Source organism: Kribbella sp. NPDC058245 (assembly GCF_042882005.1).
GTDB lineage: Bacteria > Actinomycetota > Actinomycetes > Propionibacteriales > Kribbellaceae > Kribbella.
The window spans coordinates 428016-450872 of sequence record NZ_JBHVWY010000005.1; the positions used below are offsets into that span (position 1 = coordinate 428016).

Annotated in this window: 20 protein-coding genes and 1 pseudogene; 13 read left to right on the forward strand and 8 right to left on the reverse strand. The window is 68.0% G+C overall.

Features of this window, described 5'->3' with window-relative positions; translation table 11 throughout:
- Nucleotides 1-8: 8 nt before the first annotated feature.
- Nucleotides 9-746 (reverse strand): sulfite exporter TauE/SafE family protein, encoded by a 738-nt coding sequence (locus tag ACFVWG_RS14270; protein ID WP_391543831.1) that lies wholly within the window; start codon nucleotides 744-746, stop codon nucleotides 9-11.
- Nucleotides 747-834: 88 nt separating this feature from the next.
- Between ACFVWG_RS14270 and ACFVWG_RS14275 the strand changes: the two genes are divergently transcribed.
- The gene (locus ACFVWG_RS14275) at nucleotides 835-1710 is read left to right on the forward strand and encodes a LysR family transcriptional regulator (protein ID WP_391543673.1); all 876 of its coding nucleotides are present in this window, start codon (nucleotides 835-837) and stop codon (nucleotides 1708-1710) included.
- Between the two features lie 23 nt (nucleotides 1711-1733).
- Here ACFVWG_RS14275 and ACFVWG_RS14280 read toward each other — a convergent pair whose 3' ends face one another.
- Nucleotides 1734-2429: a TetR/AcrR family transcriptional regulator gene (locus ACFVWG_RS14280; RefSeq protein ID WP_391543674.1), complete on the reverse strand. Its 696-nt coding sequence runs from the start codon at nucleotides 2427-2429 to the stop codon at nucleotides 1734-1736.
- A 70-nt stretch (nucleotides 2430-2499) separates the two neighbouring features.
- Here ACFVWG_RS14280 and ACFVWG_RS14285 point away from each other — a divergent pair, with 70 nt between their 5' ends.
- From ACFVWG_RS14285 to ACFVWG_RS14300, 4 genes and pseudogenes are all read left to right on the forward strand, one after another.
- A complete protein-coding gene (locus ACFVWG_RS14285; protein ID WP_391543675.1) occupies nucleotides 2500-3585 on the forward strand; it encodes an FAD-dependent oxidoreductase in 1086 nt (361 codons plus the stop codon).
- A 10-nt stretch (nucleotides 3586-3595) separates the two neighbouring features.
- Nucleotides 3596-3958, forward strand: coding sequence for a hypothetical protein (locus ACFVWG_RS14290; protein ID WP_391543676.1), 363 nt, complete (start codon nucleotides 3596-3598; stop codon nucleotides 3956-3958).
- Between the two features lie 10 nt (nucleotides 3959-3968).
- Nucleotides 3969-6425, forward strand: coding sequence for an aminopeptidase N (gene pepN, locus ACFVWG_RS14295; RefSeq protein ID WP_391543677.1), 2457 nt, complete (start codon nucleotides 3969-3971; stop codon nucleotides 6423-6425).
- A 43-nt stretch (nucleotides 6426-6468) separates the two neighbouring features.
- A pseudogene (locus tag ACFVWG_RS14300) lies at nucleotides 6469-7749 on the forward strand (S28 family serine protease).
- On the opposite strand, the gene ACFVWG_RS14305 reads toward ACFVWG_RS14300, so the two are convergent.
- Nucleotides 7736-8272 carry an RNA polymerase sigma factor gene (locus ACFVWG_RS14305; protein ID WP_391543678.1) on the reverse strand — a complete coding sequence of 179 codons (537 nt, stop codon included), beginning with the start codon at nucleotides 8270-8272 and terminating at the stop codon, nucleotides 7736-7738. The pseudogene ACFVWG_RS14300 and the gene ACFVWG_RS14305 sit on opposite strands and share 14 nt — an antisense overlap.
- A 60-nt stretch (nucleotides 8273-8332) precedes the next feature.
- On the opposite strand from ACFVWG_RS14305, the gene ACFVWG_RS14310 reads away from it, so the two are divergent.
- Both ACFVWG_RS14310 and ACFVWG_RS14315 read left to right on the forward strand, forming a co-directional pair.
- Nucleotides 8333-9352: a serine/threonine-protein kinase gene (locus tag ACFVWG_RS14310; protein WP_391543679.1), complete on the forward strand. Its 1020-nt coding sequence runs from the start codon at nucleotides 8333-8335 to the stop codon at nucleotides 9350-9352.
- 44 nt (nucleotides 9353-9396) lie between these two features.
- Nucleotides 9397-10014: a hypothetical protein gene (locus tag ACFVWG_RS14315; protein WP_391543680.1), complete on the forward strand. Its 618-nt coding sequence runs from the start codon at nucleotides 9397-9399 to the stop codon at nucleotides 10012-10014.
- Nucleotides 10015-10759: 745 nt separating this feature from the next.
- On the opposite strand, the gene ACFVWG_RS14320 is transcribed toward ACFVWG_RS14315, so the two are convergent.
- Genes ACFVWG_RS14320 through deoC form a run of 3 tightly spaced genes read right to left on the reverse strand, consistent with a single transcriptional unit; the run spans nucleotide 10760 to nucleotide 14021 of the window.
- Nucleotides 10760-11635 (reverse strand): aldehyde dehydrogenase family protein, encoded by an 876-nt coding sequence (locus ACFVWG_RS14320; protein WP_391543681.1) that lies wholly within the window; start codon nucleotides 11633-11635, stop codon nucleotides 10760-10762.
- Nucleotides 11625-13061 carry an aldehyde dehydrogenase family protein gene (locus tag ACFVWG_RS14325; RefSeq protein WP_391543682.1) on the reverse strand — a complete coding sequence of 479 codons (1437 nt, stop codon included), beginning with the start codon at nucleotides 13059-13061 and terminating at the stop codon, nucleotides 11625-11627. The genes ACFVWG_RS14320 and ACFVWG_RS14325 overlap by 11 nt, the downstream gene beginning before the upstream one ends.
- Before the next feature lie 3 nt (nucleotides 13062-13064).
- Entirely contained in the window at nucleotides 13065-14021 is a 957-nt protein-coding gene (gene deoC / locus ACFVWG_RS14330; protein ID WP_391543683.1) for a deoxyribose-phosphate aldolase, read from the reverse strand.
- A gap of 46 nt (nucleotides 14022-14067) precedes the next feature.
- Between deoC and ACFVWG_RS14335 the strand changes: the two genes are divergently transcribed.
- The 4 genes from ACFVWG_RS14335 (at nucleotide 14068) to ACFVWG_RS14350 (ending at nucleotide 17168) form a co-directional block, all read left to right on the forward strand.
- Complete coding sequence (locus ACFVWG_RS14335; RefSeq protein ID WP_391543684.1) at nucleotides 14068-14628, forward strand: PH domain-containing protein; 561 nt, start codon at nucleotides 14068-14070, stop codon at nucleotides 14626-14628.
- Nucleotides 14625-15521: an alpha/beta hydrolase gene (locus ACFVWG_RS14340; protein WP_391543685.1), complete on the forward strand. Its 897-nt coding sequence runs from the start codon at nucleotides 14625-14627 to the stop codon at nucleotides 15519-15521. The genes ACFVWG_RS14335 and ACFVWG_RS14340 overlap by 4 nt, the downstream gene beginning before the upstream one ends.
- Nucleotides 15522-15644: 123 nt before the next feature.
- Nucleotides 15645-16562: a neutral zinc metallopeptidase gene (locus ACFVWG_RS14345; RefSeq protein ID WP_391543686.1), complete on the forward strand. Its 918-nt coding sequence runs from the start codon at nucleotides 15645-15647 to the stop codon at nucleotides 16560-16562.
- 159 nt (nucleotides 16563-16721) lie between these two features.
- Nucleotides 16722-17168, forward strand: a complete 447-nt coding sequence (locus tag ACFVWG_RS14350; protein WP_391543687.1) for a hypothetical protein — start codon at nucleotides 16722-16724, stop codon at nucleotides 17166-17168.
- Between the two features lie 12 nt (nucleotides 17169-17180).
- Here the strand turns inward: ACFVWG_RS14350 and ACFVWG_RS14355 are convergent, their stop codons facing one another.
- Together ACFVWG_RS14355 and ACFVWG_RS14360 are read right to left on the reverse strand one after the other, a co-directional pair.
- A complete protein-coding gene (locus ACFVWG_RS14355; RefSeq protein ID WP_391543688.1) occupies nucleotides 17181-18809 on the reverse strand; it encodes a phospho-sugar mutase in 1629 nt (542 codons plus the stop codon).
- A 126-nt stretch (nucleotides 18810-18935) separates the two neighbouring features.
- On the reverse strand, nucleotides 18936-19397 hold the full coding sequence (locus ACFVWG_RS14360; protein ID WP_391543689.1) for a gamma-glutamylcyclotransferase: 462 nt from the start codon (nucleotides 19395-19397) through the stop codon (nucleotides 18936-18938).
- 31 nt (nucleotides 19398-19428) lie between these two features.
- Here ACFVWG_RS14360 and ACFVWG_RS14365 point away from each other — a divergent pair, with 31 nt between their 5' ends.
- Both ACFVWG_RS14365 and ACFVWG_RS14370 read left to right on the forward strand, forming a co-directional pair.
- A complete protein-coding gene (locus tag ACFVWG_RS14365) occupies nucleotides 19429-20808 on the forward strand; it encodes an NAD(P)H-quinone dehydrogenase (protein ID WP_391543690.1) in 1380 nt (459 codons plus the stop codon).
- A gap of 64 nt (nucleotides 20809-20872) precedes the next feature.
- On the forward strand, nucleotides 20873-22738 hold the full coding sequence (locus ACFVWG_RS14370; protein ID WP_391543691.1) for a hypothetical protein: 1866 nt from the start codon (nucleotides 20873-20875) through the stop codon (nucleotides 22736-22738).
- Nucleotides 22739-22857: the final 119 nt, after the last annotated feature.

Consider the following 22857-nt stretch of genomic DNA (forward strand, 5'->3'; position numbering starts at 1 on the left):
CGCTCGGTTCATCCGAACGCTCGCACGAAGAACAGGACCGTCATCGCGATCGCGGTGACCAGGACGAGGGTGCGCAGTACGACGTGTGGCAGTCGCCGGACCGCATGGGCTCCCACGTAACCGCCGATGATCGCGCCGCACAGCATGGAGATCAGATGCCGTGGCTCGTCTAGCACATCGGCGGCGAACACGAAGATGACCGCCGCCGTCAGGAACACAGCGCCGACCTGGATGACTCGAAGCGGGGTGCCGCGAGCGGTGTCGAGTGAGGTGGTGGCGGTCCAGAACGCCAGCATCATCACGCCGACGGCACCACCGAAGTAGCCACCGTAGATCGAGAGCAGGAATTGCCCGGCCAGGATGACCGCCGGCCCTGGGGTACCGAGGTTGATCGCGCGGTTCAATCGCTTGCCGAACGCGAGGATCAGTGTCGCGAAGGCGAGCAGCCACGGGAGCGCCAGGTCGAAAGATGCCGACGGCAACCACAACAACAGGCCGGCACCAAGTGCCCCGCCGAGCACACTGGCCAACGTCAGTCGCAGTGTCGACACCTGCTCGAACACGGTCACCTGGCGCCGATAGACCCAGGCGCTGGTCGCATTGCCCGGGAGTAGCGCGACCGTCGAGGTCGCATTGGCCATTACCGGTGGCATGCCGCCCGCGACCAAGGCGGAGAGTGCGACGAAGCTCCCGCCGCCGCCCACGGCGTTCAGGGCGCCGGCGGCGATACCGGCCAGCAGGATCATCAGCACTCTTCGAGGATCAGGCCTGGATCGGGACTCCACAATGCGCGATCCCCGTAGCCAGCCTAAGGCTGAGGCGTAGGCTGAATCCATGCGGTACGACCTGGACGACCTTCGCCTGTTCACGCAGGTCGCCGCCGAAGGCTCGATCACCGGCGGCGCGCGAGCGATGCACCTCAGCCTGCCTTCGGCCAGTGCGCGGGTCAGAGCCCTGGAGGCGCAGGCAGGCGTACCGCTGCTGATCCGCGAGCGCCGAGGGGTCCGGCTGACTCCCGCCGGTGCCACTTTGGCCAGGCATGCGCGCGAGGTGCTGGCCGAGACCACTCGCCTGGAAAGTGCGGTCGCGTCGTACGCCGTCTCTGGGTCTGAGCCGGTTCGCCTCGTCGCTGGTGGGTCGGCGATGCACCAACTCGTCCCGACCGCGCTGGCCACGTTTCTCCGCGACCATCCGGAGTACGACGTCAATGTGAAGGAACGCCGTACCGTCCGGAGCGTCAAGATCCTCGCGGCCGGAGAAGCCGATCTCGGCGTGATCCTGGACGACGAACCGACCCCGCTCCGGACCGAACCGCTCGCCGACGACTCGCTCGTGGTGATCGGCCAGGCCGGCGGGGTCCTCGCCGGACGACCTTCGATCGCGTACGACGAGGTTGCCGAGCACCCGTTGGTCGCGCTCGACCGGGTCTCGCCGCTGACGCTGTGGATGGAGGAGCGCCTCGGTCCTCATGCGCCTGTACCGCGCTATCGGACCCTCGTGCCGACTCTGCACACGCTGATCACTCTCGCGACGGCTGGCGCAGGTCTCGCCATCGTTCCGCGTCGAGCCGTCGACGCGTTCACGTCGATCGACATCTGCCCGTTGCAGGACTCGTGGTCCATCCGCGCGCATCTGCTCTGCTACGCCGCCAATGCCCCGCAGCCGGCCTTCCTGCTGGCCGAACATCTTCGCGCCGCGGCCGGGCGCTAGGGCGCGGACTCAAGAGGCAGGTCCTAGCCAAGGCGCGGTGCGATGCCATCGACGAGGAGATCGAGGCCTAGCTCGAACGACTCGGCCGGACTCAGGTGGCGGGCGTCGCGCACGCTGCGTTCCAGGCTGGGGTAGTTCCCGGTGGCGAACATGCGGGTGAGGTAGGGGCCGGTCAGGTGCTGGTACTCCCGTTCGTTCAGACCGGTGGACTCCTCGGCTCGGCGCTCGGTGAGCTCCTTGCGGACCGCGCCGCTCACGTAAGCGTTGAGCGCTCCGAGGGATCCCATCAGGAGGTCGACATCCTCGAGTCCAGTCGCCCGTAAGGCCGTCAAGGAGGCCTCGGTCCGCGCGAGTGCGGCTGGCCCGAACTGCGGGCGGCGGCCGAGTAGCTCCGCGAACCACGGGTGCTTCAGGGCCGCGTCCCGGGTGCCGTGCGCGATCGATCGCAGGACCTCGGACCAGGTGGAACCGGTCGCGGGCGGAATCTCGGCGTACACGGCGTCGACCAGGAGATCGAGCAGTTCGTCCTTGGTGTCGACGTACCGGTAGAGCCGCATCGGGCCGACGTCGAGCGCGCCGGCGACGTTCCGCACCGACACCGCCTCCAGGCCGTCGGCATCGGCGAGCGTGAGCGCCGCGTTCACGATCGCCACTCGGCTCAGTCGGCCCGGTACGCGCCGCTCGGGCGGTTCGGCTCGTTCCCAGATCAGGTCCACCACGGATTGGACTCTACACCGTACTGACCGATACGGTGTATAAATTGATACACCGTATCGAAGGGAGCTTTTCATGATTGCGATCGTTGGTGGTGGGCCAGGGGGGCTCACGCTCGCCCGTGTGCTGCACATGCGTGGCATTGAGGCCGTCGTCTATGAGCGAGATGTGTCGAGGGAGGCCCGGGTGCAGGGCAGTTCGCTCGACCTGCATGAGGAAACTGGGCAAGCGGCGCTGCGGGAAGCCGGCCTCGAGCAGGAGTTTCTCCGGTTCGCACGCCGTGAGGGCCAGGACCAACGGCTCCTCGATCACACCGGCACGATGCTGCTCGAGGAGACCACCCCGGATGACGCACCGATGGCTCGGCCGGAGATCGATCGGTCAGACCTGCGTGACCTGCTGCTGGACTCGATACCCGTCGACGCCGTTCGCTGGGATCGCGTCTTCAGTCACGCGGAGCGCGTCAACGACCGGTACGTCGTTCATTTCGTCGACGGTGATTCCGTCGAGTGTGACCTGCTGGTCGGGGCGGACGGCGCAAACTCCCGGGTTCGACTGCTGCTGTCCGACATCCGGCCGTCGTATGGCGGGCACACTCTCGTTCAGAGTTCCATCGCAGATGCCGATCGTGCCCACCCAGAGCTCGCTGCGATGGTCGGTCGCGGCAACTACTGGGTCTTCGGGCCGGACCGGCACCTGGCCGCGCAGCGCAAGGGCGACGGCTCCATCGACGTCAGCATGTCGCTACCGGACCCCACCGATGTGGACGCGGTGGCCGAGCTGCCTGCCGACTGGGCGCCACAGTTCCATCGCCTACTCGCGGCCTGTGACGCGCCGTTCGTGGTGCGCCCGATCAGCATCCTGCCGATGAATTTCAGTTGGCGGCGCGAGCCCGGAGTCACGCTGCTCGGCGACGCGGCCCACCTACTGCCGCCGGTCGGCGAGGGCGCCAACCTCGCCATGCTGGACGCCGCCGACCTCGGTCGCGCGATCGCGGCGCACCCGCAGGACCTGGAGGCGGCGGTCGCGATGTACGAGCCGACCATGCTGGCACGCGCATCGAGAACGGCGAAGATGTCGGCCATCACCGCCGATCTGCTGCGCGGGCCGGATGCGGCCCAGAAGGTACTGAGGTTCTTCCAAGGCGAACCACTCGGTTAGCGTGCAGGGCATGGATGCTGAAGCCATTCCGCTGCAGGCCTTCCAGGCCCTGCTGCACAGCAGCAACATCGCCATGGTGTGCCGAGCGCTGAACATGTACCAGGTGGCGGCGTCGTACACGCAGGTGAGTGGCGGCAACCCGCTCGGCGAGCTCGCCGACGAGACGCGGCAGGTCGCGCTGCAGATCCTGGCCGGCCCGCCGGTTGAGGCCAGCGAAGACATTCGCGCCGGCTTCGACCACCTGAGCGCGCTGAACGTGTTGGCCAGTGTCGCGCAGCCTGAGGATGCGGAGGTGCTGACCCGGATCAGCGCCGAGACGACCAACGAGGAGGTGCGGGCATTGGCTCAGCTTGTTGCCCGGTCAGTCGGATAGCGTGCAGGGCATGCGTGCTCTGACAGTGGAAGCTCTGACAGTAAAAGAGGCCAGGCAGCGGGCCGCCGATCTGACCGTGGGGTCGTACCTGGTCGCGTTCGATCTGACCGATCCCGGTGACACGTTCGAGGTGACCAGCCGGATCAGGTTCACGGCGGTCGGCGAGACGAGCTGGGTGGATGTGAAGCCGGAGCGACTGCTCTCGGTCGAGCTGAACGGTCAGTCGCTCGATCCGGAATCGCTCGCCGCTGGTCGCTTCCCACTGGCTGGGCTGCAGGCTGAGAACGAGTTGGTGATCCACGCCGTCCAGAAGTACTCGGTCGATGGTGAGGGGCTGGTTCGGTCGGTCGATGCGGCTGATGGGCGCGTCTACACCTATGGCATGTCGTCGCTGGAGTCGGCACCGCGGTACTACCCGTGTTTCGACCAGCCCGATCTCAAAGCGCCGTACACGGTGACGGTGAAGTGTCCTGAGGACTGGGTGGTGCTCGGGAACGGCGCTGCCACGCAGACTGCGCCAGGGGAGTGGGCACTGGCCGAGACCAAGCCGCTGTCGACCTACTTCGTCGCGATCGCCGCCGGGCCGTTCCATTTGATCCGGAGCGAGTACGACGGGATTCCGCTCGGACTGGCGTGCCGGCAGTCGATGAAGGAGCCGTTGGAGGCGGATGCGGAGGACCTGTTCCGGAGCACGCGGGATGCGTTCGACGCGTACCACCGGATGTTCGCGCAGCGGTACATGTTCGGCGAGTACTGGCAGGTCTTCGTCCCCGACTTCAACCTCGGCGCGATGGAGAACCCGGGCTGCGTCACGGTCTCCGACGACTTCCTGTTCCGGGCCCAGGCGACCGAGGCCGAGCGCAGTACCCGGTCTCGGGTTCTGGTGCACGAGATGGCGCACATGTGGTTCGGCGACCTGGTCACCATGAAGTGGTGGAACGACATGTGGCTGAACGAGTCGTTCGCCGAGTACATGGCTCACCGCGTGGCCGAGGATGCGACGGCGTACAAGGGCAACTGGACGGACTTCGCCTTCGTGCGCAAGTGGTGGGGGATGCAGACCGACCAGAGCAGCTCGACGCATCCGGTCGCGCCGGACAGCCTGAAGGACGCGCGCCAGTCGCTCGACGACTTCGACGGCATCTCGTACGCCAAGGGTGCGGCGGTGCTCAAGCAGCTGGCGAAGTACCTCGGAGACGACGTGTTCCTCAAGGGCGTCAACGCTCACCTGGCGGCGCATGAGTACGGCAACGCTGATCTGGCCGAGTTCATCGCCAAGCTCACCGAGGCCGGGGCGGACGGACTCGCGAACTGGTCGGAGCAATGGCTGCGAACCTCCGGTCTGGACACGCTGACCGCGGAGCGCACGGCGACCGGTGTTGTCCTGCATCGGCAGAGCCCAGACGAGTCGCGCCGGCCGCACACGCTGACTGTCGGCGGATACGACGAAGCCGGTACGCCGACGATCGTCGAGCTGGTGCTGGATGGCGACACGGCGGAAGTTGCGCTGAGCAACGAGCTCGCGGTGATCGTGCCGGACGCGCAGGACGACACCTGGGTGAAGATCCGGCTCGACGCGACCACGCTGGCCAACCTGCCCGCCGTACTGCCGAAGATCGCGGACAGTACGACGCGCGCAGTGATCTGGAACGCGGTCCGGGACGCGACGATGGCCGGCGACCTCGATCCGCGCCAGGCGCTCGGGCTCTTCGTCGCCACTGTCGGTTCGGAGGACAGCGACGTCGCCGTCGAGTCGCTCGTCCGCTGGCTGCTGGATCGCGTCCTTGGCGGCTACCTCCCGTACGGCGAGAGTCGCGGTGTGGTCGCGGATGCGCTGGAGGCCAAGCTGGCGACCGCCGAGCCAGGTAGCAGCCTGCAGCTCGCCACCGCCCGCGGGTTCGTCGCGACCACGAACGACGCGGACCTGCTGAAAGGCTGGCTGGCCGGCGAGCGGACGCCCAGCGGATTGGAGGTTGGGCAGGATCTGCGCTGGGCGATCGCGCTCCAGCTGGTCCGGCTCGACGCCTTCGGCGCGGCCGAGATCGATGCTGAGCTGGCACGAGATCAATCCTCAGAAGGTGTCACGCATGCCGCGCGCTGCCGGGCGGCGCTTGCCGATGGCAAGGAAGCGGCCTGGGCGCGGATCATGACCGACCCCGAGATCGGCGTCCGGGAACTGCTCGCCACGGCAGAGGGTTTCTGGCATCCCGCGCAGGAGGCGACCACCGCGCCGTACGTGGCGAGGTTCTTCACCGACATCGCCGGGACCGGGGACTTCCGGGCCGGGATGGTGCTGATGCTGACCGCGAACCGGATCGTGCCCAAGTATGCGATCGACGCCGGTCTGATCGGGATGGCCGAAGCGCTGACCAAGGACTCGACGGTCACGTCCGGGATCCGGCGGGCGGTCGCGAACTACCTCGACGAGCTGCGGAGAGCAGTAGAGGTTCGTCGCCGATACAGCTAACCTGATCACTCAGAGTGTCGGCTAGCGCTCGAGGGGTCACCGAATGCGATGGTTCCGCCTGCTCCTTGTGGTCCTATTGCTTCCGGTGGCTCCCGCAGCGGCCCTCGACTCGGTCGCTGCGGTCCGGGCCCGGCTGGAGACGATCGCCGGCCTCCGGATCGAGAGCGGTCAGCTGCTCAACGGCAAGCCGTTCTTCGTGCTCTGGTACTCCCAGCCAACCGACCACCATGCGACCGACGGCGAGCAGTTCGAGCAGCGAATCACCTTGTGGCACAAGGGATTCGAGCGCCCGACCGTGCTGCAGACCACCGGCTACACCGGCACGGTGGGGGCCAACGCCGCCGAACCAACCCGCCTGGTCGACGGTAACCAGCTGAACGTCGAGCAGCGCTTCTTCGGCCGCTCCACCCCGGCGAGCAACGACTGGACCAAGCTCGACATCTGGCAGGCCGCCACCGACCATCACCGAATCGTCGAAGCCTTCAAACCCTTGTACGGCGGCAAGTGGCTTTCGACCGGCGCGAGTAAGGGCGGAATGACGTCGGTCTACCACCGCCGTTTCTACCCGGCCGATGTCGACGCCACGATCGCGTACGTCGCGCCGCAGGACACGGTCAACGAGCAGGACTCGTACGTCGACTTCATCCAGCACGCGGGTACTGACCCGGCCTGCAACGAAGCCTTGCGGACCCTCCAGCGCAACGCCCTCTACCGCCGCGCCACCCTGCTCCCGAAGCTGGTCGCCCTCGGCGAAACCTACGACCAGGCCTACGGCTCAGCTGATCGCGCCTTCGAGGCCGCGGTCCTCGACACCCCGTTCAAGTTCTGGCAGTACCGCACCCAGTCCAGCTGCCTGCTGGTTCCCGGTCGATCCGCGACCGACCAGCAGCTCTTCACCTTCATCGGGCAGATCGTCGACTGGTCGTCGTACTCGGACGCCGGAGTTGCGCCGTACCAGGCTTACTACTACCAAGCGGCCGCGCAGCTCAACTGGCCCGACGTCGCGTCCGGCACGACCTGACTCAAAGGTCTCCTGCACTATCCCGAGGCCGGCGCCGCCCCCGCGGCTCTACAACACCCGCCTCACCATGACGCGAACGCCATGCCCGACATCGACCACTGGGCGCGGACCACAGCGACCCGCATGCTCTACATCTACGGCGCCAACGACCCCTGGTCCGCCGAGCAGTTCGTGCCGTGTCCACACGAGTGCCACACGTACGTCGTACCGGCTGGAAACCACAACGCGACGATCGCCAACCTGCCGACAGCTCAGCGGTCGGCCGCGACCGAACTGCTGCGGAGCTGGGTCAGCGCACAGTGAGGCGCTCGGCGACGGCCTTGCGGGCTTGGTGGATGCGGGCCTTGATGGTGCCCAGCGGTACGTCGAGTTCGTCGGCGATCTCGGCGTACGAGAGCGCACCCAGGTCACGCAGGACCAGCGGCTGGACGAGCTGCGGGTGGCTGGACTCCAGGTGTTCGAGCGCCTCCAGCAGGTCGAGACGGGAGCCGGCGATGACCGAGGTAGTGCGCGGGTCGACGGCCTCCGGCATGTACTCGGAGGTCTGCTCGACGGCGCGCCGCTTGAGCGAGCGGTAGGTCTGGCGGGCCTGGTTGGTGGCCACGATCGTCACCCAGCCGGCGAAGCTGCCGGTGCCCTTGAAGGTGTGCAGCTTGTTCACCACCTGGAGCAGGGTGTCCTGGACCGCCTCCTCGGCGTCCTCGCGGTACGGGAGGAACTTCGCCACCCGGCGCTGCACCAGCGGCCGGATCGCTTGCAGCAACTCGGGCATGTTCGACTCGTCTTTCAGAGTCCGTGCCGCGAGCGCTTCCAGCTCCTCGTTCATACTCCCCCAGAGAGTGTGGTTATCGCCGGTAGGACCGGATGTGGACGACAATAGCTCGCGATGGATGTCATCGGACGGTACCGGCTGCAGGACCAGATCGGCGCGGGCGCGTTCGCGACGGTCTGGCGAGGGTATGACGACGACCTCGACGTGGACGTCGCGGTCAAGGTCCTCGCCGACAACTGGGCCTCGCGCGCCGACGTACGGGAGCGGTTCCTGTCCGAGGCGCGGCTGATGCGCCGGATCGCGAGCGACCGGGTGGTCCGCGTCTTCGACCTCGGCCGGCTGCCGGACGGGCGCCCGTACTTCGTCATGGACTACGTGGGCGGTGGCACCCTCGGCGACCTGCTGAGGCAAGGCACGCTGGATCCGGTCGACGCGCTGTGGTGGGGTGCGGACCTGGCTCGGGCGGTCGCCGCGCTGCATAACGAGGGCGTCGTACACCGCGACGTCACCCCGGCGAACCTGCTGCTCCGGGAGAACGTTGGCATCGAATCCGGCGGCGGTACGCACCGGATCGTGCTCGCCGACCTCGGGCTGGCCAAGAGGGCCGCGGAGGCCTCTGGACTCACACAGGCGGTCGGTACGCCGTCGTACATGGCTCCTGAGCAGGGGCGTGGGGACGGCGGTTTCGACGAGCGCGCGGATATCTATGCGATCGGCGCGGTGACGTATGCGCTGCTCACCGGACATCCGCCGTACGCCGTCGCCTCGATCCCTGATGTGCTCAACCGCGACCCGGATCTGCTGCCCGGGACGCTGCAGCCGCTGCTGCACGACGCGGTCGGCGGGCTGGATGACATCTTCGCGCGAGCGCTGGCCTATGACCCGACCGATCGCTGGGAGCGTGCCGAACTGCTCGCCGAGCGGCTCGAGGCCGAGGCGTACCGGCTGGAGCAAGAGGCGCCGCTGCGCGCCCAGGAGCGCACCAGCATCACCGACGACGAGGTCTCGACCACGGTCGCGACCAACCCACCTGTACGGCGTCGCCGCCGTCGCGCGTGGCTGTGGTTCGCAGCGGCGCTGCCGGTCGTGTTCGTCGCCGCCGGTGCCGGTGGCTGGTACCTGTTCGGCCAGTGAGACGAGGGTCCTCAAGCAGTCGTTTGGATGCTTAGGGTAGCGATATGGCTACTCACCGCAGTCTGCTGATCCTCGGTGTCGCCGTCCTCCCCTTGATCTTCGGCCTTCCCGCGGCAGCCCAACCCGTGGCGAGCTACGCCTGCCGGGCCGACACCAAGTTCGGCAAACACCTGCTGTCGCTCCGCCAAGGCGTCGACGCGAAAGCGCCCGGGACGGTCAAGCCGAACCACCGGTTCTCGATCACCGTCGACCTCAAGCCCGGCCAACTCCCCGGCGAGGTCAAAGGCTTCACGCTCAAAGAGGTTCGCGACCTCTCCCTCCGCGTCCCGATCCCCGCCAACACGTCGTACGTGAGCGCCGCCCTCACCGGCGGCTCCGGCCTCAACTCCACCCCATCGGTCCGCCTGGACGGCCGGGTCGCCGTTATCACCGTCGCCGGCCCCATCCCCGGCGGCGCCGCCTACCAGTTACCGACGCTGACCGTCCGCCTGAAGGCCGGCCGCCGAGGCGCCGTAATCGAAACCCGCCTCAAAGGCACCTCGTACGACGACCCCGGCCTAACCCTCACCGCCAAAATCAAGTGGAAGTTCATCACCATCAACTCCCCGGTCAGCTGCTACCCCGACCCCAACCCAGCCCTCACCCGAACCACCATCCGCTAACCGCCCGGCGACAATTTGAGTGGATAACCCCAAGGTCGGTTTTCGTACGGAGTTGTGTGGTTGCGCGCCGCTCCAACTGCGGCCGGTTTCGTCGGCTTGTGGTTGCTCGCCGCTGCGGCCGATTGACAGTGGAGGGTGGCTGGGGTGGGTGCCTGGTTGAGGGAGAGTGGTGCGGTCGGTGACCGCGTTCCCGCCGGTTGAGGTTACGTGCTGCGGTTGCGGCCGGTAGCAACGAGGCCTGAACGGTGACGCGTTGTGGTGGGTTACGGCGGGTTGGGTTGCTTGGGGTGCGGGTTGCGCCCGGCTGCCCCTGGCGCGCCGCTAATTGGTGGATTTCGTCACCGGGTCCCTAAAACTCACCACTTAACGCGAACAACCCCCGCGTTCCGGTCCGCTAGCTCGTGATGAGTGACTTTTTCGGCGTATAGGCCCGAAAAACATCCGGAGTGCGGCTTTGCGTGGAGTTACTGCCACGGAGCGGCAGTAGATCTCCGCAAAGCGGCCACCACCACCGCCAAACCCCTAACGTCCGAAACCCGGGAGGTCGTCGGGGGCGTGCACGTTCCGGGGGCCTTGAACAAGTTACTACCTGTTCACGCCCACCAGTTCCTGTTCAAACCACCATCCGCTGACCCGCCCCCGCCACATGTGGTGGCAGGGGACAGGTTGTGGAGGCTGGAGCCCTATGGTGCGGGGTCTCCGGCGGTTGTTGACTGTCTCGCGCCACCAGTGGTGGCGTGGGCGGTCAGACGCCGATGGGGTGCCAGACGGTTTTGAGTTCTAGGTACTGGGTCAGGCGGGAGAGGCCGGGGGATTCCGACCAGTCCTCGAGAGCGGGACGGCGTACTCGCTTGAGGTTTTCGGCGGCGGCGGCTTCGAGGTCGCGGGCTTCGTCGGGGCTCTCGATACCGCAGAGGTCGATGGCGTTGACGTCCATGTGCGAGGCCAGCCAGGGGCCGATCTCGGAGGCCGAGCCGGTGAGGAGGTTGACGACACCACCGGGGAGGTCGGAGGTCGCCATCACCTCGCCCAACGTCACCGCAGGCAAGGGACGCTCGTACGACGAGACGGCGACGACCGTGTTGCCGGAGACGATCGCGGGGGCGATCACCGAGGTCAGGCCGAGCAGGCTGGAGTCCTGCGGAGCCAGTACGGCGACGACACCGGTTGCCTCAGGCAACGAGAAGTCGAAGTAGGGGCCGGCCACCGGGTTGCTGGAGCCGACGATCTGGGCGAGCTTGTCGGCCCAGCCGGCGTACCAGACCCAGCGGTCGATGGAGGCGTCCACGACCGCGCGGGCCTTGGAGATCGAGAGGCCTTCGGAGGCGGCGACCTCGGAGCTGAACTGCTCGTGCCGCCCCTCCATCACCTCGGCGATCCGGTACAGCACCTGACCACGGTTGTACGCCGTCTTGCCGGACCAGCCGCCGAACGCCTTACGGGCCGCGACAACCGCGTCCCGGGCGTCCTTGCGGGAGGCCTGCGACGCGTTCGCCAGGAACTTGCCCTTGGTGTTGTTCACCGCGTACGCGCGGCCGGATTCGCTGCGCGGGAAGGCGCCGCCGATGTAGAGCTTGTACGTCTTGCGCACCTCGAGGCGAGCACCGTCTTTAGTGGGCAAGGTAAGCCTCCAGGCCGTGACGGCCGCCTTCGCGGCCGTAGCCCGACTCCTTGTAGCCGCCGAACGGCGAGGTCGGGTCGAAGCGGTTGAACGTGTTGGCCCAGACCACGCCGGCGCGCAGCTGGTTGGCCATCCAGAGGATCCGGGAACCCTTCTCGGTCCAGATCCCGGCCGAGAGCCCGAAGGGAGTGTTGTTCGCCTTCTCCACGGCTTCGGCAGGGGTGCGGAAGGTCAGCACCGACAGCACCGGCCCGAAGATCTCCTCGCGGGCGATCCGGTGTGCCTGGGAGACGCCGGTGAAGACGGTCGGCGGGAACCAGAAGCCCTGCGCCGGCAGCTCGCACTCCGGCGACCAGCGCTCGGAACCTTCGTCCTCGCCAACCTGCGACAGCTCACGAATGCGAGCCAGTTGCGCGGCCGAGTTGATCGCGCCGATGTCGGTGTTCTTGTCGAGCGGATCACCGACGCGCAGCGAGCTCATCCGGCGCTTCAGTCGCGAGAGCACCTCGTCGTACACGCTCTCCTGGACGAGCAGCCGCGAACCCGCGCAGCAGACGTGGCCCTGGTTGAAGAAGATGCCGTTGACGATGCCTTCGATGGTCTGGTCGATCGGCGCGTCCTCGAAGACGATGTTCGCCGCCTTGCCGCCGAGCTCGAGCGTGACCGCCTTGTCGGTGCCCGCGACGGACTTCGCGATCGCGCGGCCGACGGCGGTCGAGCCGGTGAAGGCGACCTTGTTCACGTCGGGGTGCTCGACCAAAGCCTGACCTGTGCGGCCCGCACCGGTGACGATGTTGACCACACCCGGCGGCAGATCCGCCTGCTGGCAGATCTCGGCAAACGCCAGCGCGGTCAGCGGCGTCGTCTCGGCCGGCTTCAGTACGACGGTGTTGCCGGCGGCCAGCGCGGGTGCGATCTTCCAGGCCAGCATGAGCAGCGGGAAGTTCCACGGGATGACCTGACCCGCGACACCCCACGGCTGCGGGTCGTCACCGGCACCGGCGTACTCGAGCTTGTCGGCCCAGCCGGCGTAGTAGAAGAAGTGCGCGGCCACCAACGGGATGTCGACGTCACGCGACTCGCGGATCGGCTTCCCGTTGTCGAGCGACTCCAGTACGGCGAGCTCACGCGCCCGCTCCTGGATCAACCGCGCGATCCGGTACAGGTACTTCGCGCGGTCCCGGCCGGCCATCGGGCCCCAGACCTTCTCGAACGCCTTGCGGGCGGCGCGAACCGCCTTGTCGACATCGGCCGGCCCGGCCTCACTGATCTCGGCCAGCACCTCTTCCGAGGCGGGGCTGATGGTCTTGAAGGGCTTGCCGTCCGTCGCCTCGACGAAGGCGCCGTTGACGAACAGCCCGTACGACGACTTGATGTCGACGATGGCCCGCGATTCCGGGGCCGGTGCGTACTCGAATCTGCTCATGCCTCAGTCCAGCGTGAAGTAGTCGGGGCCGGGGTAATGACCGGTGGCCAGCTTGGTGCGTTGCATCAGCAGGTCGTTCAGCAGGCTGGAGGCGCCGAAGCGGAACAGCTCCGGGTCCAGCCAGTCGGGTCCGGCGGTCTCGTTGACCGTGACCAGGTATTTGATCGCGTCCTTCGCGGTCCGGATGCCACCGGCCGGTTTGACGCCGATGTGCAGACCGGTGGACTCGTGGTAGTCGCGGACGGCCTCCAGCATCACCAGGGTCACCGGCAGCGTCGCCGCCGGTGAGACCTTGCCGGTGGAGGTCTTGATGAAGTCGGCGCCGGCCAGCATGGCCAGCCAGGACGCACGCCGGACGTTGTCGTACGTGACCAGCTCGCCGGTCTCCAGGATCACCTTGAGATGTGCGTCACCCGCGGCCTCGCGGATCGCGGAGATCTCGTCGAAGACCAGGCCGTACCGCCCGGACAGGAAGGCACCGCGGTCGATCACCATGTCGACCTCGTCGGCCCCGGCCGCGACCGCGTCCTTGGTGTCCTGGACCTTGATCGCCAGGCTCGAACGTCCACTGGGGAAGGCGGTCGCCACACTCGCCACGTTGATGCCGGTCCCGCGCAGCTCGAACTTCGCCGTCGCCACCAGGTCCGGGTACACACAGACCGCGGCCACCTGGGGCGCGGTCTGGTCGGCCGGGTCCGGCCGCTTGGCCTTGGCGCACAGGGCGCGCACCTTGCCCGGGGTGTCCGAGCCTTCCAGAGTGGTCAGGTCGATCATCTGGATCGCCAGGTCCAGTGCGTAGGCCTTGGCCGTGGTCTTGATCGAGCGCGTGCTCAGCGTGGCGGCCCGGGCCTCGGCACCGACCTGGTCGACGCCCGGCAGACCGAGCAGGAACCGGCGCAGCCGGTCCTCGGACGAGGTCACGTCGGCCAGACTGTCGACGCCGCTGTCGGTAGTGGTCACCCTCGGCAGCATAGTGCTGATCCGGACAACCGGTTACGTTGTGCGGGTGAAGTCGAACGACACCGAGACCGAGCAGTACTTGTCCACCTCCAACCGGATCTCCGGGTGGATCGTGATCGCCATCGGAGCGGTCGGACTGCTGGACATCGTGCTGGAGTGGCGCACCGCCTCCGGGATCATGGTCGGCAGTGTGATCGCCATCCTGATGGTGCTCGCGTACTGCGGCCTGATCCGTCCGTCGGTCACGCTCAGCCCGGAGACCATCGTGCTGCGTAACCATCTGCGCGATCGCGTCATCCCGTGGAACCAGGTCAGCGGTGCCGATGTCGCCGACATCCTCCGGGTCCACACCGACGCCGGCCGTTTCCGCGCACCGGGGGTGCAGCTCGTGATGCGTGACCTGCGCAAGCAGCGCGTCGGCGGTCGCAAGCTTCGGCCGGACAGCTCGTTGTCCCGCGCCGACCTGGTCGTCGGCCGGATCGAGGCGCACATGGACCAGTACGGCGCAGTCGACGGTGGTGCGGTCAAGACGAACTGGGCCCGTCCCGAGTTGGCGGCGATCGCCGTACTGGCTGTCATCGCGATCGTCGCCGCACTGTTCCGTTGATCTCCCGTCGCGCGCTCCTGCGCACCGGCGTGGTCGCAGGAGTCGCCGGTACGGCGGGAGTTGTCGGACTCGAGACCGGGGTGATCCCCGGACGCGGCCGCGTGCACGAGGCTCTCGGATTGACGGGTCCGGATGGCGTGGTGCCCGACGTACCGGCTGGACCTGTGGTGTCGGGCACGTTCAGCTCGCTCGGTCGCCGTACGGCGGTCGGGTACTCGATCATCTACCCGGATGGTCATCAGCCGTCCGACCCGTTGCCCGTCGTACTGGTGTTGCATGGACGTGGTGGTGATCACACGTCGGCTGTTCGTGATCTCGGGATCGACCGGTACCTGACTGCCGCCGTACAGGCTGGGTCGCCGCCGTTTGCGCTGGCGACCGTGGACGGTGGGCCGGACAGCTACTGGCATCGCCGGGTGACCGACGAGGATCCGGGGTTCATGCTCGACCAGGAATTCCTTCCCCTGCTGGCGAATCGCGGTCTCGACACTGCCCGGTACGGCGTCCTCGGCTGGTCGATGGGTGGGTACGGCGCCCTGTTGTTCGCGGCGCTGCATGCCTGGCAGCGCCGGGTCCGGCCGGGCACCCGCGCGGTCGCGGTCGGCGCGCTCAGCCCGGCGATATGGCGGGACTACAAGGACGTCGCCCCGGGCGCTTTCGACAGCCGGGAAGACTTCGAGGCCGGCCAGCTCTTCGGACGCCCGGTCGGGCTCCAAGATGTTGCCGTGCGCATCGATTGCGGACGGGACGATCCGTTCGCCGCGGCGGCCGCCGACCTGCGGACCGAGCTGCACGCGGCGGGTGGGCAACAGGCCGGCGGACATACCCAGGGATACTGGCGGCGGATGCTACCGGCGCAGTTGGCCTTTCTCGGTGGACGCCTCCGGAACTGATGCGAACCCGGGGGAACTGGGACCCAACGAAAGACGTCGGAGTTCGTGTCCCGGCCGGTGGATGAACCCCCGGTCAGCCCAGGATGGGCACAGACAGTCCCCTGAACTTCGAGAGTGGAGCACATGGTCAACCTCTCCCGTACCACCCGCCGTGGTCTGGCCGGCGTCGCTGCGCTGACCGGCCTGGCGATTGTTGCCCCGGTCAACGTGCAGGCCGCACCGGCCGACGTCCGGCCGGCCCCTGTCGTCGGCGAGTCCGCCGGGTCGGCGGCCGACGTCCAGGCGCCCACGGCGAAGGCCGGCTACACCGGTTCGTCGGCGTTGCAGATCGTTCGCTACAACAAGCTCTACAAGACCGGCCCGATCCCGGCCTCGCGGTGCAAGGAGGTCAACGTCTCCATGCGCACGGTGGCCGGTGTGACGCAGTACAGCAACCAGGTCTACAAGTGCCTGTACGCCGCCTGGAAGCCGATCCTGAAGGCGGCCGGCGCGAAGTCCACGGCGGCGCCCAAGCTGCACATCACCACGGCCAAGACCGCCAACACCCTGTGTGGTGTCGTCACGCTGACGCGGGCGTTCTACTGCGAGAACAACATCTACTTCCCGGCGAACGTCGTCGTCAGCCTGTGGAAGCAGAACTCGACGTACGCGCGGGTCTACGCGACGAACACGATGGCGCACGAGTACGGCCATCACATCCAGGAGCAGACCGGCATCATGGACGCGTCCTGGTGGCGCCAGCGGGCGATGAAGACCAACGCCGCCAAGCTGGAGGAGAACCGTCGCCGGGAGCTGCAGGCGTCCTGCCTGGGGTCGGCCTACATCGGCGCGAACCGGCGCTTCTACCCGATGACCGGCGCGCTCTACACCGAGTGGCGCTGGCTGGTGCAGCACTCGGGTGACCAGAAGGGCTACCCGCGCGACCACGGCTCGATGGCCAACCACGGCTGGTGGTCGGAGCACGGTTTCTACGCGACCAGCTCGACCACGACCGCGGCTCGCTGCAACACCTACGAGTCGGCGCCGGCGCGGGTCTCCTGATTTCCTACGTAACTCAGCCGCCTGGTACGCGTTGCCGTACCAGGCGGCTGTTGCGTTTTGGCGACAACCACACGATCTGCGATCGTGTGGTTACTTGTTTCGAATCCGCACGCCCTACAGTTCTGTAGTCGAACGGTCGAACGGCAGGAGTCAAGGACAGTGAACTACGACGAGTTCAACACCGAGTACGCGAAGGTGCTGGACAAGATCCAGAGCGGTAGAAGCAGCTGGTCGGAGCTGTCCGGGCATGTCACCCGGCTCCGCCAGGCGACCGCCGGGATCAGCACGCCGGCGGAGCGGACCCAGGTCGCCAGTGATCTGGCCGCGTTGAGCCAGATGGTCGACATGTCCCGGCGTACCAACGACAAGGAGGACGTCTGGACGGTCACGTCCGACGCGATCCGCCGGGCCAGCAGCCAGGAGGGTTCGGTCGCCGACCGGATCAGCCGGATCGACGCGGCCATCAACGACATCACCAGCCTGGCGAGTCGGAACCCCGACGAGCGGGACGCGCTGATGCAGTCGACCAGCACCCTGCGCATCCTGCACTCGTCGCTGCAGGCCTCCCTGCGCACCGAGCAGGCCGAAGCCGCTGCGGCGCACTGAGAGTTCCTGCTGCTACAGCCCCAGGGCTGTGGACAGTGCTTGTTTGATTCCCTCGAGGTCCTTGGCCGCGGCGACTCGCGCCGCGGCGACATCCCCGTTCTGCACCGGGATGACGACCTCGAGGTAGCACTTGAGCTTCGGCTCGGTGCCGGACGGACGCACGACCACGCGGGCGCCTTCGGACAACGTGTACCGAAGGCCGTCCGTCGGCGGCAGCGCCTCCGAACCAGCAGCCAGATCATCCGTCTGTACGACGCTGTGCGTGCCCAGCGTGGTCGGGGGAGTGGCCCGCAGGTTCGCCATCGCGGTCTGGATGAGGCTCAGGTCCTCGACCCGCATCGACAGCTGGTCGGTGGCGTGCAGGCCGTACTTGTTGGCGAGATCGTCGAGCAGGTCGAGCAGCGTTCGCCCCTCGGCCTTCGCCCGAGCGGCCATCTCCAGCACCCGGACCAGCGTCGAGACGCCGTCCTTGTCCTTCACGGCCGTCGGATCGACGCAGTACCCGAGCGCCTCCTCGTAGCCGAAGACCAACTCCGGTACCCGGCCGATCCACTTGAAGCCGGTCAGCGTCTCGACGTACCGGACGCCGTAGGCCGTCGCGATCTTGCCGAGCAACGACGACGAAACGATTGAGCAGGCAGCGACCCCGGTCGGGCTGCTGGCGAGCAGGAACTCGCCGAGCAGCGCGCCGAGCTCGTCCCCGCGCAGCATCCGCCAACCATCAGGACCCGGTACGGCGACCGCACAGCGGTCCGCGTCGGGGTCGTTCGCGACGGCGATGTCGGCGTTGATCTCGCGCGCGAGCTCCAGGGCCGCGTCGATCGCGCCGGGCTCCTCCGGGTTCGGGAAGTTCACCGTGGGGAAGTCCGGGTCCGGATCGGCCTGCGAGGCGACCACGGCCGGTACGGCGAAGCCGGCGCGGGCGACCGCGTCCTCGGCCAGGATCCGGCCGACGCCGTGCAGCGGCGTGTAAGCGACGTTGAGGTCCCTCGGGGCGTCCTCCGGGACCAGCTCGGCGATGCGGTCCAGGTAGGCGTTCAGGAGGTCGTCGCCGGTGGTCTGCCAGTCGTCGCCGCGCGGCACGGACTCCAGCGGGCCGACCGCGGCGATGGCGGCCGCGATCTCCGCGTCCGCGGGCGGCACGATCTGTGAGCCGTCCCCGAGGTACACCTTGTAGCCGTTGTCCTGCGGCGGGTTGTGCGAGGCCGTCACCACGACACCCGCGACCGCCTTGAGGTGGCGGATCCCGAACGCGATCACCGGGGTCGGCGTGTGCCGATCCAGCAGTACGGCGTCCAGCCCGGCCCCGCGGATCACGGCGGCCGTGTCCTGCGCGAACACGTCGGACTTGTGCCGGGCGTCGTACCCGATCAGGACCGGGCCGTCGGTCAGCCCGTTCGCCTTCAGGTACGCCGCCAGCCCGGCCGCCGCGCGGATCACCACGACCCGGTTCATCCGGTTCGGCCCGGCACCCACGGCTCCCCGCAGACCCGCCGTACCGAACTCCAGCGTCCCGGCGAACCGGTCCGCCAGCTCGACGGTGTCACCCGCCGCCAGCAACCCCTCCAGCTCAGCCCGCGTATCCGGGTCCGGGTCCTCACTCAACCAAGCCTCAGCGGCCGCCCGCAGCTCATCAGTCACCCCCGCAGATTAACGTCCGAAGGACGCGCTGGCGTCGTCGGCGATTCTTCGGACGCTCATCAATCCCCACCGCTAGCGTCCGAACAGCTGCAGTGCGTGGTCGGCGTGTTTTCGGACGTTGCGAAATCAGTGGCCGGAGGATTGGCAGGGGCGGTCGCGGAGTTCGGCGACGTAGTCGTCGGGGGCGCCGGCGGCTTCGGCGGCCTCGGCGAGGATGCCGAGGTAGCGGGCCGAGGGGAGACCGCCCTCGTAGGCGTTCAGGACGTACATCCAGGCCAGCTGCTCGCCGTCCAGGGTCTGCACCCGGACCTGGATCTTGCGGTAGACGCCCTGGTCGATCCACTCCCACTCGTCCAGGCGCTCGATGTCCTTGGGGTGGACGTCGTAGAGCGCCACGAAGACCTGGTTGGCGGGGTCGGACGGGTCCTCGACGACGGTCGCCATCGAGCCCTCCCAGCCGAGCTCCTCGCCACCGAAGGTGAGGCGCCAGCCGGCGATCCAGCCGGTCCCGCGCAGCGGCGAGTACGGGCACCGCTCGGCCATCAGGTTCGGGTCCAAATTCGACGCAAACGCGGCGTACAGGGTCACGAGAAATCAGGATACGGAACAATGGCGTCTCGTGGCGCGAGTTGTGATCATCGGTGGCGGTCCAGGTGGGTACGAAGCGGCGAGTGCGGCCGCCCAATTGGGAGCGGAGGTGACGGTCGTCGATTCCGACGGAATCGGCGGTTCCGCGGTCCTGACCGACTGTGTTCCGAGCAAGACGCTGATCGCCACCGCCGAGGTGATGACCGAGGTGGAGGAGGCCGGCGAGCTCGGCGTCCGGGTCGATGACGGCGACGACGACCCGGCGAACCTCGTGCGGGTCGACCTCGGCGTGGTCAACCGGCGTGTCAAGGCGCTGGCGACGGCTCAGTCGGAGGGCATCGAGCGCCGGCTCGACTCCGACAAGATCCGGATCGTGAAGGGCCGCGGCCGGCTCGACGGGCCGGAGACGGTGGTCGTCGGCGACGAGCGGCTGGCCGCCGACGTGGTCCTGATCGCCACTGGTGCAAGGCCTCGCGTGCTCAAGGGCTCCGAGCCGGACGGCGAGCGGATCCTGACCTGGGAGCAGGTCTACGAGCTCAACGAACTGCCCGAGCGGCTGATCGTCGTCGGGTCCGGTGTCACCGGTGCGGAGTTCGCCAGCGCGTACGACGCTCTGGGGAGCGACGTGGTCCTGGTCTCGTCCCGTGATCGCGTCCTCCCCGGTGAGGACGCGGATGCGGCCGCCGTACTGGAGGACGTCTTCAAGCGGCGTGGTCTGACCGTGCTGAGCAAGTCCCGGGCCGAGTCGGTCAAGCGGGTCGGTGACGGTGTCGTCGTCACCCTGACCGACGGCCGGACGGTCGAGGGTTCGCACGCCCTGCTGGCGGTCGGTTCGCTGCCGAATACCGACGAAATGGGCTTGATCGAGTCGGGCGTGTCGCTGACCGACGGCGGCTTCGTCCAGGTCGACAGGGTCTCCCGGACCACGGCCCGCGGCGTCTACGCGGCCGGCGACTGCACCGGCGTACTGATGCTGGCCTCGGTGGCCGCCATGCAGGGCCGGATCGCGATGGCTCACGCCCTCGGCGACGCCGTCGCCCCGCTGGACCAGTCCACCGTCTCGGCCAACGTCTTCACCGCCCCGGAGATCGCCACGGTCGGCCTCACCCAGGCGACCGTCGACGCCGGCGGCAGTACGGCGATGGTCGTCAAGGTGCCGCTGTCCGACAATGCCCGCGCCAAGATGCAGGGCGTTCGCGACGGTTTCGTGAAGCTCTTCTGCCTGCCGAACACCGGCATCATCGTCGGCGGCGTGGTGGTCGCACCGCGCGCCTCCGAGCTCATCCACCCCATCGCCCTGGCCGTTGCCGCCCGCCTCACGGTCGACCAGGTCGCCGCCTCCTTCACCGTCTACCCCTCCGTCACCGGCTCGATCGCCGAGGCGGCTCGTCGCCTGCACCTGCGGAGCTGATCGTGCCCGCGACCGTGCCCTTCGGGGCACGGTCGATCGGGGTGACAGTTCCTAGCATTGAGCTGTGGCTGGGGAGCGCGCTGTCGCGGAGGAGGAGCGGGCGCGGACGGCTGCGCCGCGTCCGGCCGACGACGCGTCGGACCACCCGCAGGCGGCGCTGGCCAAGGCCGGGAATGCGGCCGGCGGCAAGGTCGGGCCGTGGTTGCGCGAGCACGCACAGGCCGCGATCGAGGCCCTGGCCGCGACACCGCCCGACTACCCGACCGCGCTGACGACCCTGAACGGGTTCTCGACCGACGACATCGTGAAGATCCTTCAGGGGACGAGCGCGAAGAAGCGCAAGGAGCTTGGGCAGCTCCTGGACGGCGGCGGCGCACCGGCGGTCGACGTACCGCGACTCTCGCTCGCGCTGAAGATGGCCAGTGTGCCGGGGGCCGCCGCGGCGCGCGCCGAGCGCCTGCACGACATGATTCGTGGCGGCGACCTGCAATCGGCGTACGAGCTCTTGAACGGGTTGGCCGTGGCCGATCAGGAGAGGGCACTGGCCATGCTCGACAAGGCGCACTGGCAGGAGTTGGCGAACGGACTCGGTACGGCGGTCGGCGTCGATGCACCGTGGTTGGGCACGGTGCTGGCCGGGGTCAGCGGTACTCCGGTCACCTCGGCGATGACGGCGTTCAGCTGGCTGAACGGGCAGGAGGCGGCGACGGGTGCGGCCTGGGCGGCTGAGCAGCCTGACGACCGCCTGACCTTCATGCTGCGCAAGAAGACGCTCGACGCCGCAGGCGGGGCCGGCGTCGACCGACTCCGCGCCATGCTGACCGCGGGCCAGCTGAAGCGCATCGGCGGCGACCTGGAGCCTGGCCAGATCGCGAAGGTCGAACGCGCCTTCACCGGGGTGCCGATCGATCAGAAGAACGCTCTCCGCGGCTTCCTCGGCATTCCGGCCCCGATCATCCCCGCAGCGGCGGCTGGGCCGGCCGCGGCGAAGGACACGGCCGTCGCGGCGACCGGGGCGACGAGCACCATCGACCAGAGCAGCAGGAATCTGACGGGGATGTCGTACGCCGACCTGCTGGCCTCGATGCAGAGCGTCCGCGTCTTCGGGGTGACGGTGTTGGCGGTTCACCAGCGGATGGCCGACGCGTTGATCCGCGCGGACGCGAGCGCCCGGGAGAAGATCGCCGCGACCGAGGGCCGGCCGATGGAGGCCTCCGACTGGGGAATCACCCATATCGGTGGTCTGCAGGCCGGTGCGCACGGTCTGCACACCTACGGCCTGGCCATCGACGTGAACTCCGCGACGATGCCGTACCTGATGAACGAGAGAGGCGAGAAGGCCCTGGACCGGAAGCTGGCCCCGATCTACCACCGAATCTCCTGGCTGATGCTCGGCCGGGCCTCGATCGTTCCAGGCGGCCCACCGTCGTACGACGGCCAGAAGGAAGAGGCGCTGGCGATGCACGACTACTTCGCGCTGGCCAAGGACCCCGCAGCGCTGCAGGCGCGGCTCCGGGACAGCGCCCCGGTCGCCATCGGTGGTGTCTTCGGTACCCCACCGCCGCCGGTCGCGGAACGAGAAGGCCGGCTGCGGCAGCTGATCGCCGAGGACCACGCCCAGTTGACCGCGCCGGAGGAAGCCAACCCGGACTGGAAACCCAACCCCAAGTCGAAGACGCCGGTCGACAAGCAGAAACCGAACATGATGGACGCGCCCTTCGGTCCCAACGAGAAACACGGTGATCCGGCCGATCGGACCTTCACGATCCGCAAGGAGATCGTGGAGGCGATCCGCGCCTCCGATCCGGCGATGAAGTGGGGCGGGACGGATCTCGGCGGGGACAACGGCGACCTCATGCACTTCGAGCTCAACAGCGGCCTGGTCACTGACGAGAAGACCGGGGTGTCCTCCTGGAAGAAGCACGGGTAAACCTTCGTTCACTGTGCTGACTCTGCGTGATCGGGGACTTCGGCGGCGTTCCGGGAGAAATCGGCGCCGGTGCGCCGCGGCGTTATTTGTATTGGACACGAATAGTTACCACTGCTCGA

Bases quoted from the DNA above. Each gene is read 5' to 3' on its own strand.
- ACFVWG_RS14315 (WP_391543680.1), top strand. From the start codon at position 9,397: ATGGCTACTCACCGCAGTCTGCTGATCCTCGGTGTCGCCGTCCTCCCC.
- ACFVWG_RS14285 (WP_391543675.1), top strand. From the start codon at position 2,500: ATGATTGCGATCGTTGGTGGTGGGCCAGGGGGGCTCACGCTCGCCCGT.
- pepN (WP_391543677.1), top strand. From the start codon at position 3,969: ATGCGTGCTCTGACAGTGGAAGCTCTGACAGTAAAAGAGGCCAGGCAG.
- ACFVWG_RS14345 (WP_391543686.1), top strand. From the start codon at position 15,645: ATGGTCAACCTCTCCCGTACCACCCGCCGTGGTCTGGCCGGCGTCGCT.
- ACFVWG_RS14325 (WP_391543682.1), bottom strand. From the start codon at position 13,061: ATGAGCAGATTCGAGTACGCACCGGCCCCGGAATCGCGGGCCATCGTC.
- ACFVWG_RS14290 (WP_391543676.1), top strand. From the start codon at position 3,596: ATGGATGCTGAAGCCATTCCGCTGCAGGCCTTCCAGGCCCTGCTGCAC.
- ACFVWG_RS14275 (WP_391543673.1), top strand. From the start codon at position 835: ATGCGGTACGACCTGGACGACCTTCGCCTGTTCACGCAGGTCGCCGCC.
- ACFVWG_RS14305 (WP_391543678.1), bottom strand. From the start codon at position 8,272: ATGAACGAGGAGCTGGAAGCGCTCGCGGCACGGACTCTGAAAGACGAG.
- ACFVWG_RS14270 (WP_391543831.1), bottom strand. From the start codon at position 746: ATGATCCTGCTGGCCGGTATCGCCGCCGGCGCCCTGAACGCCGTGGGC.
- ACFVWG_RS14310 (WP_391543679.1), top strand. From the start codon at position 8,333: ATGGATGTCATCGGACGGTACCGGCTGCAGGACCAGATCGGCGCGGGC.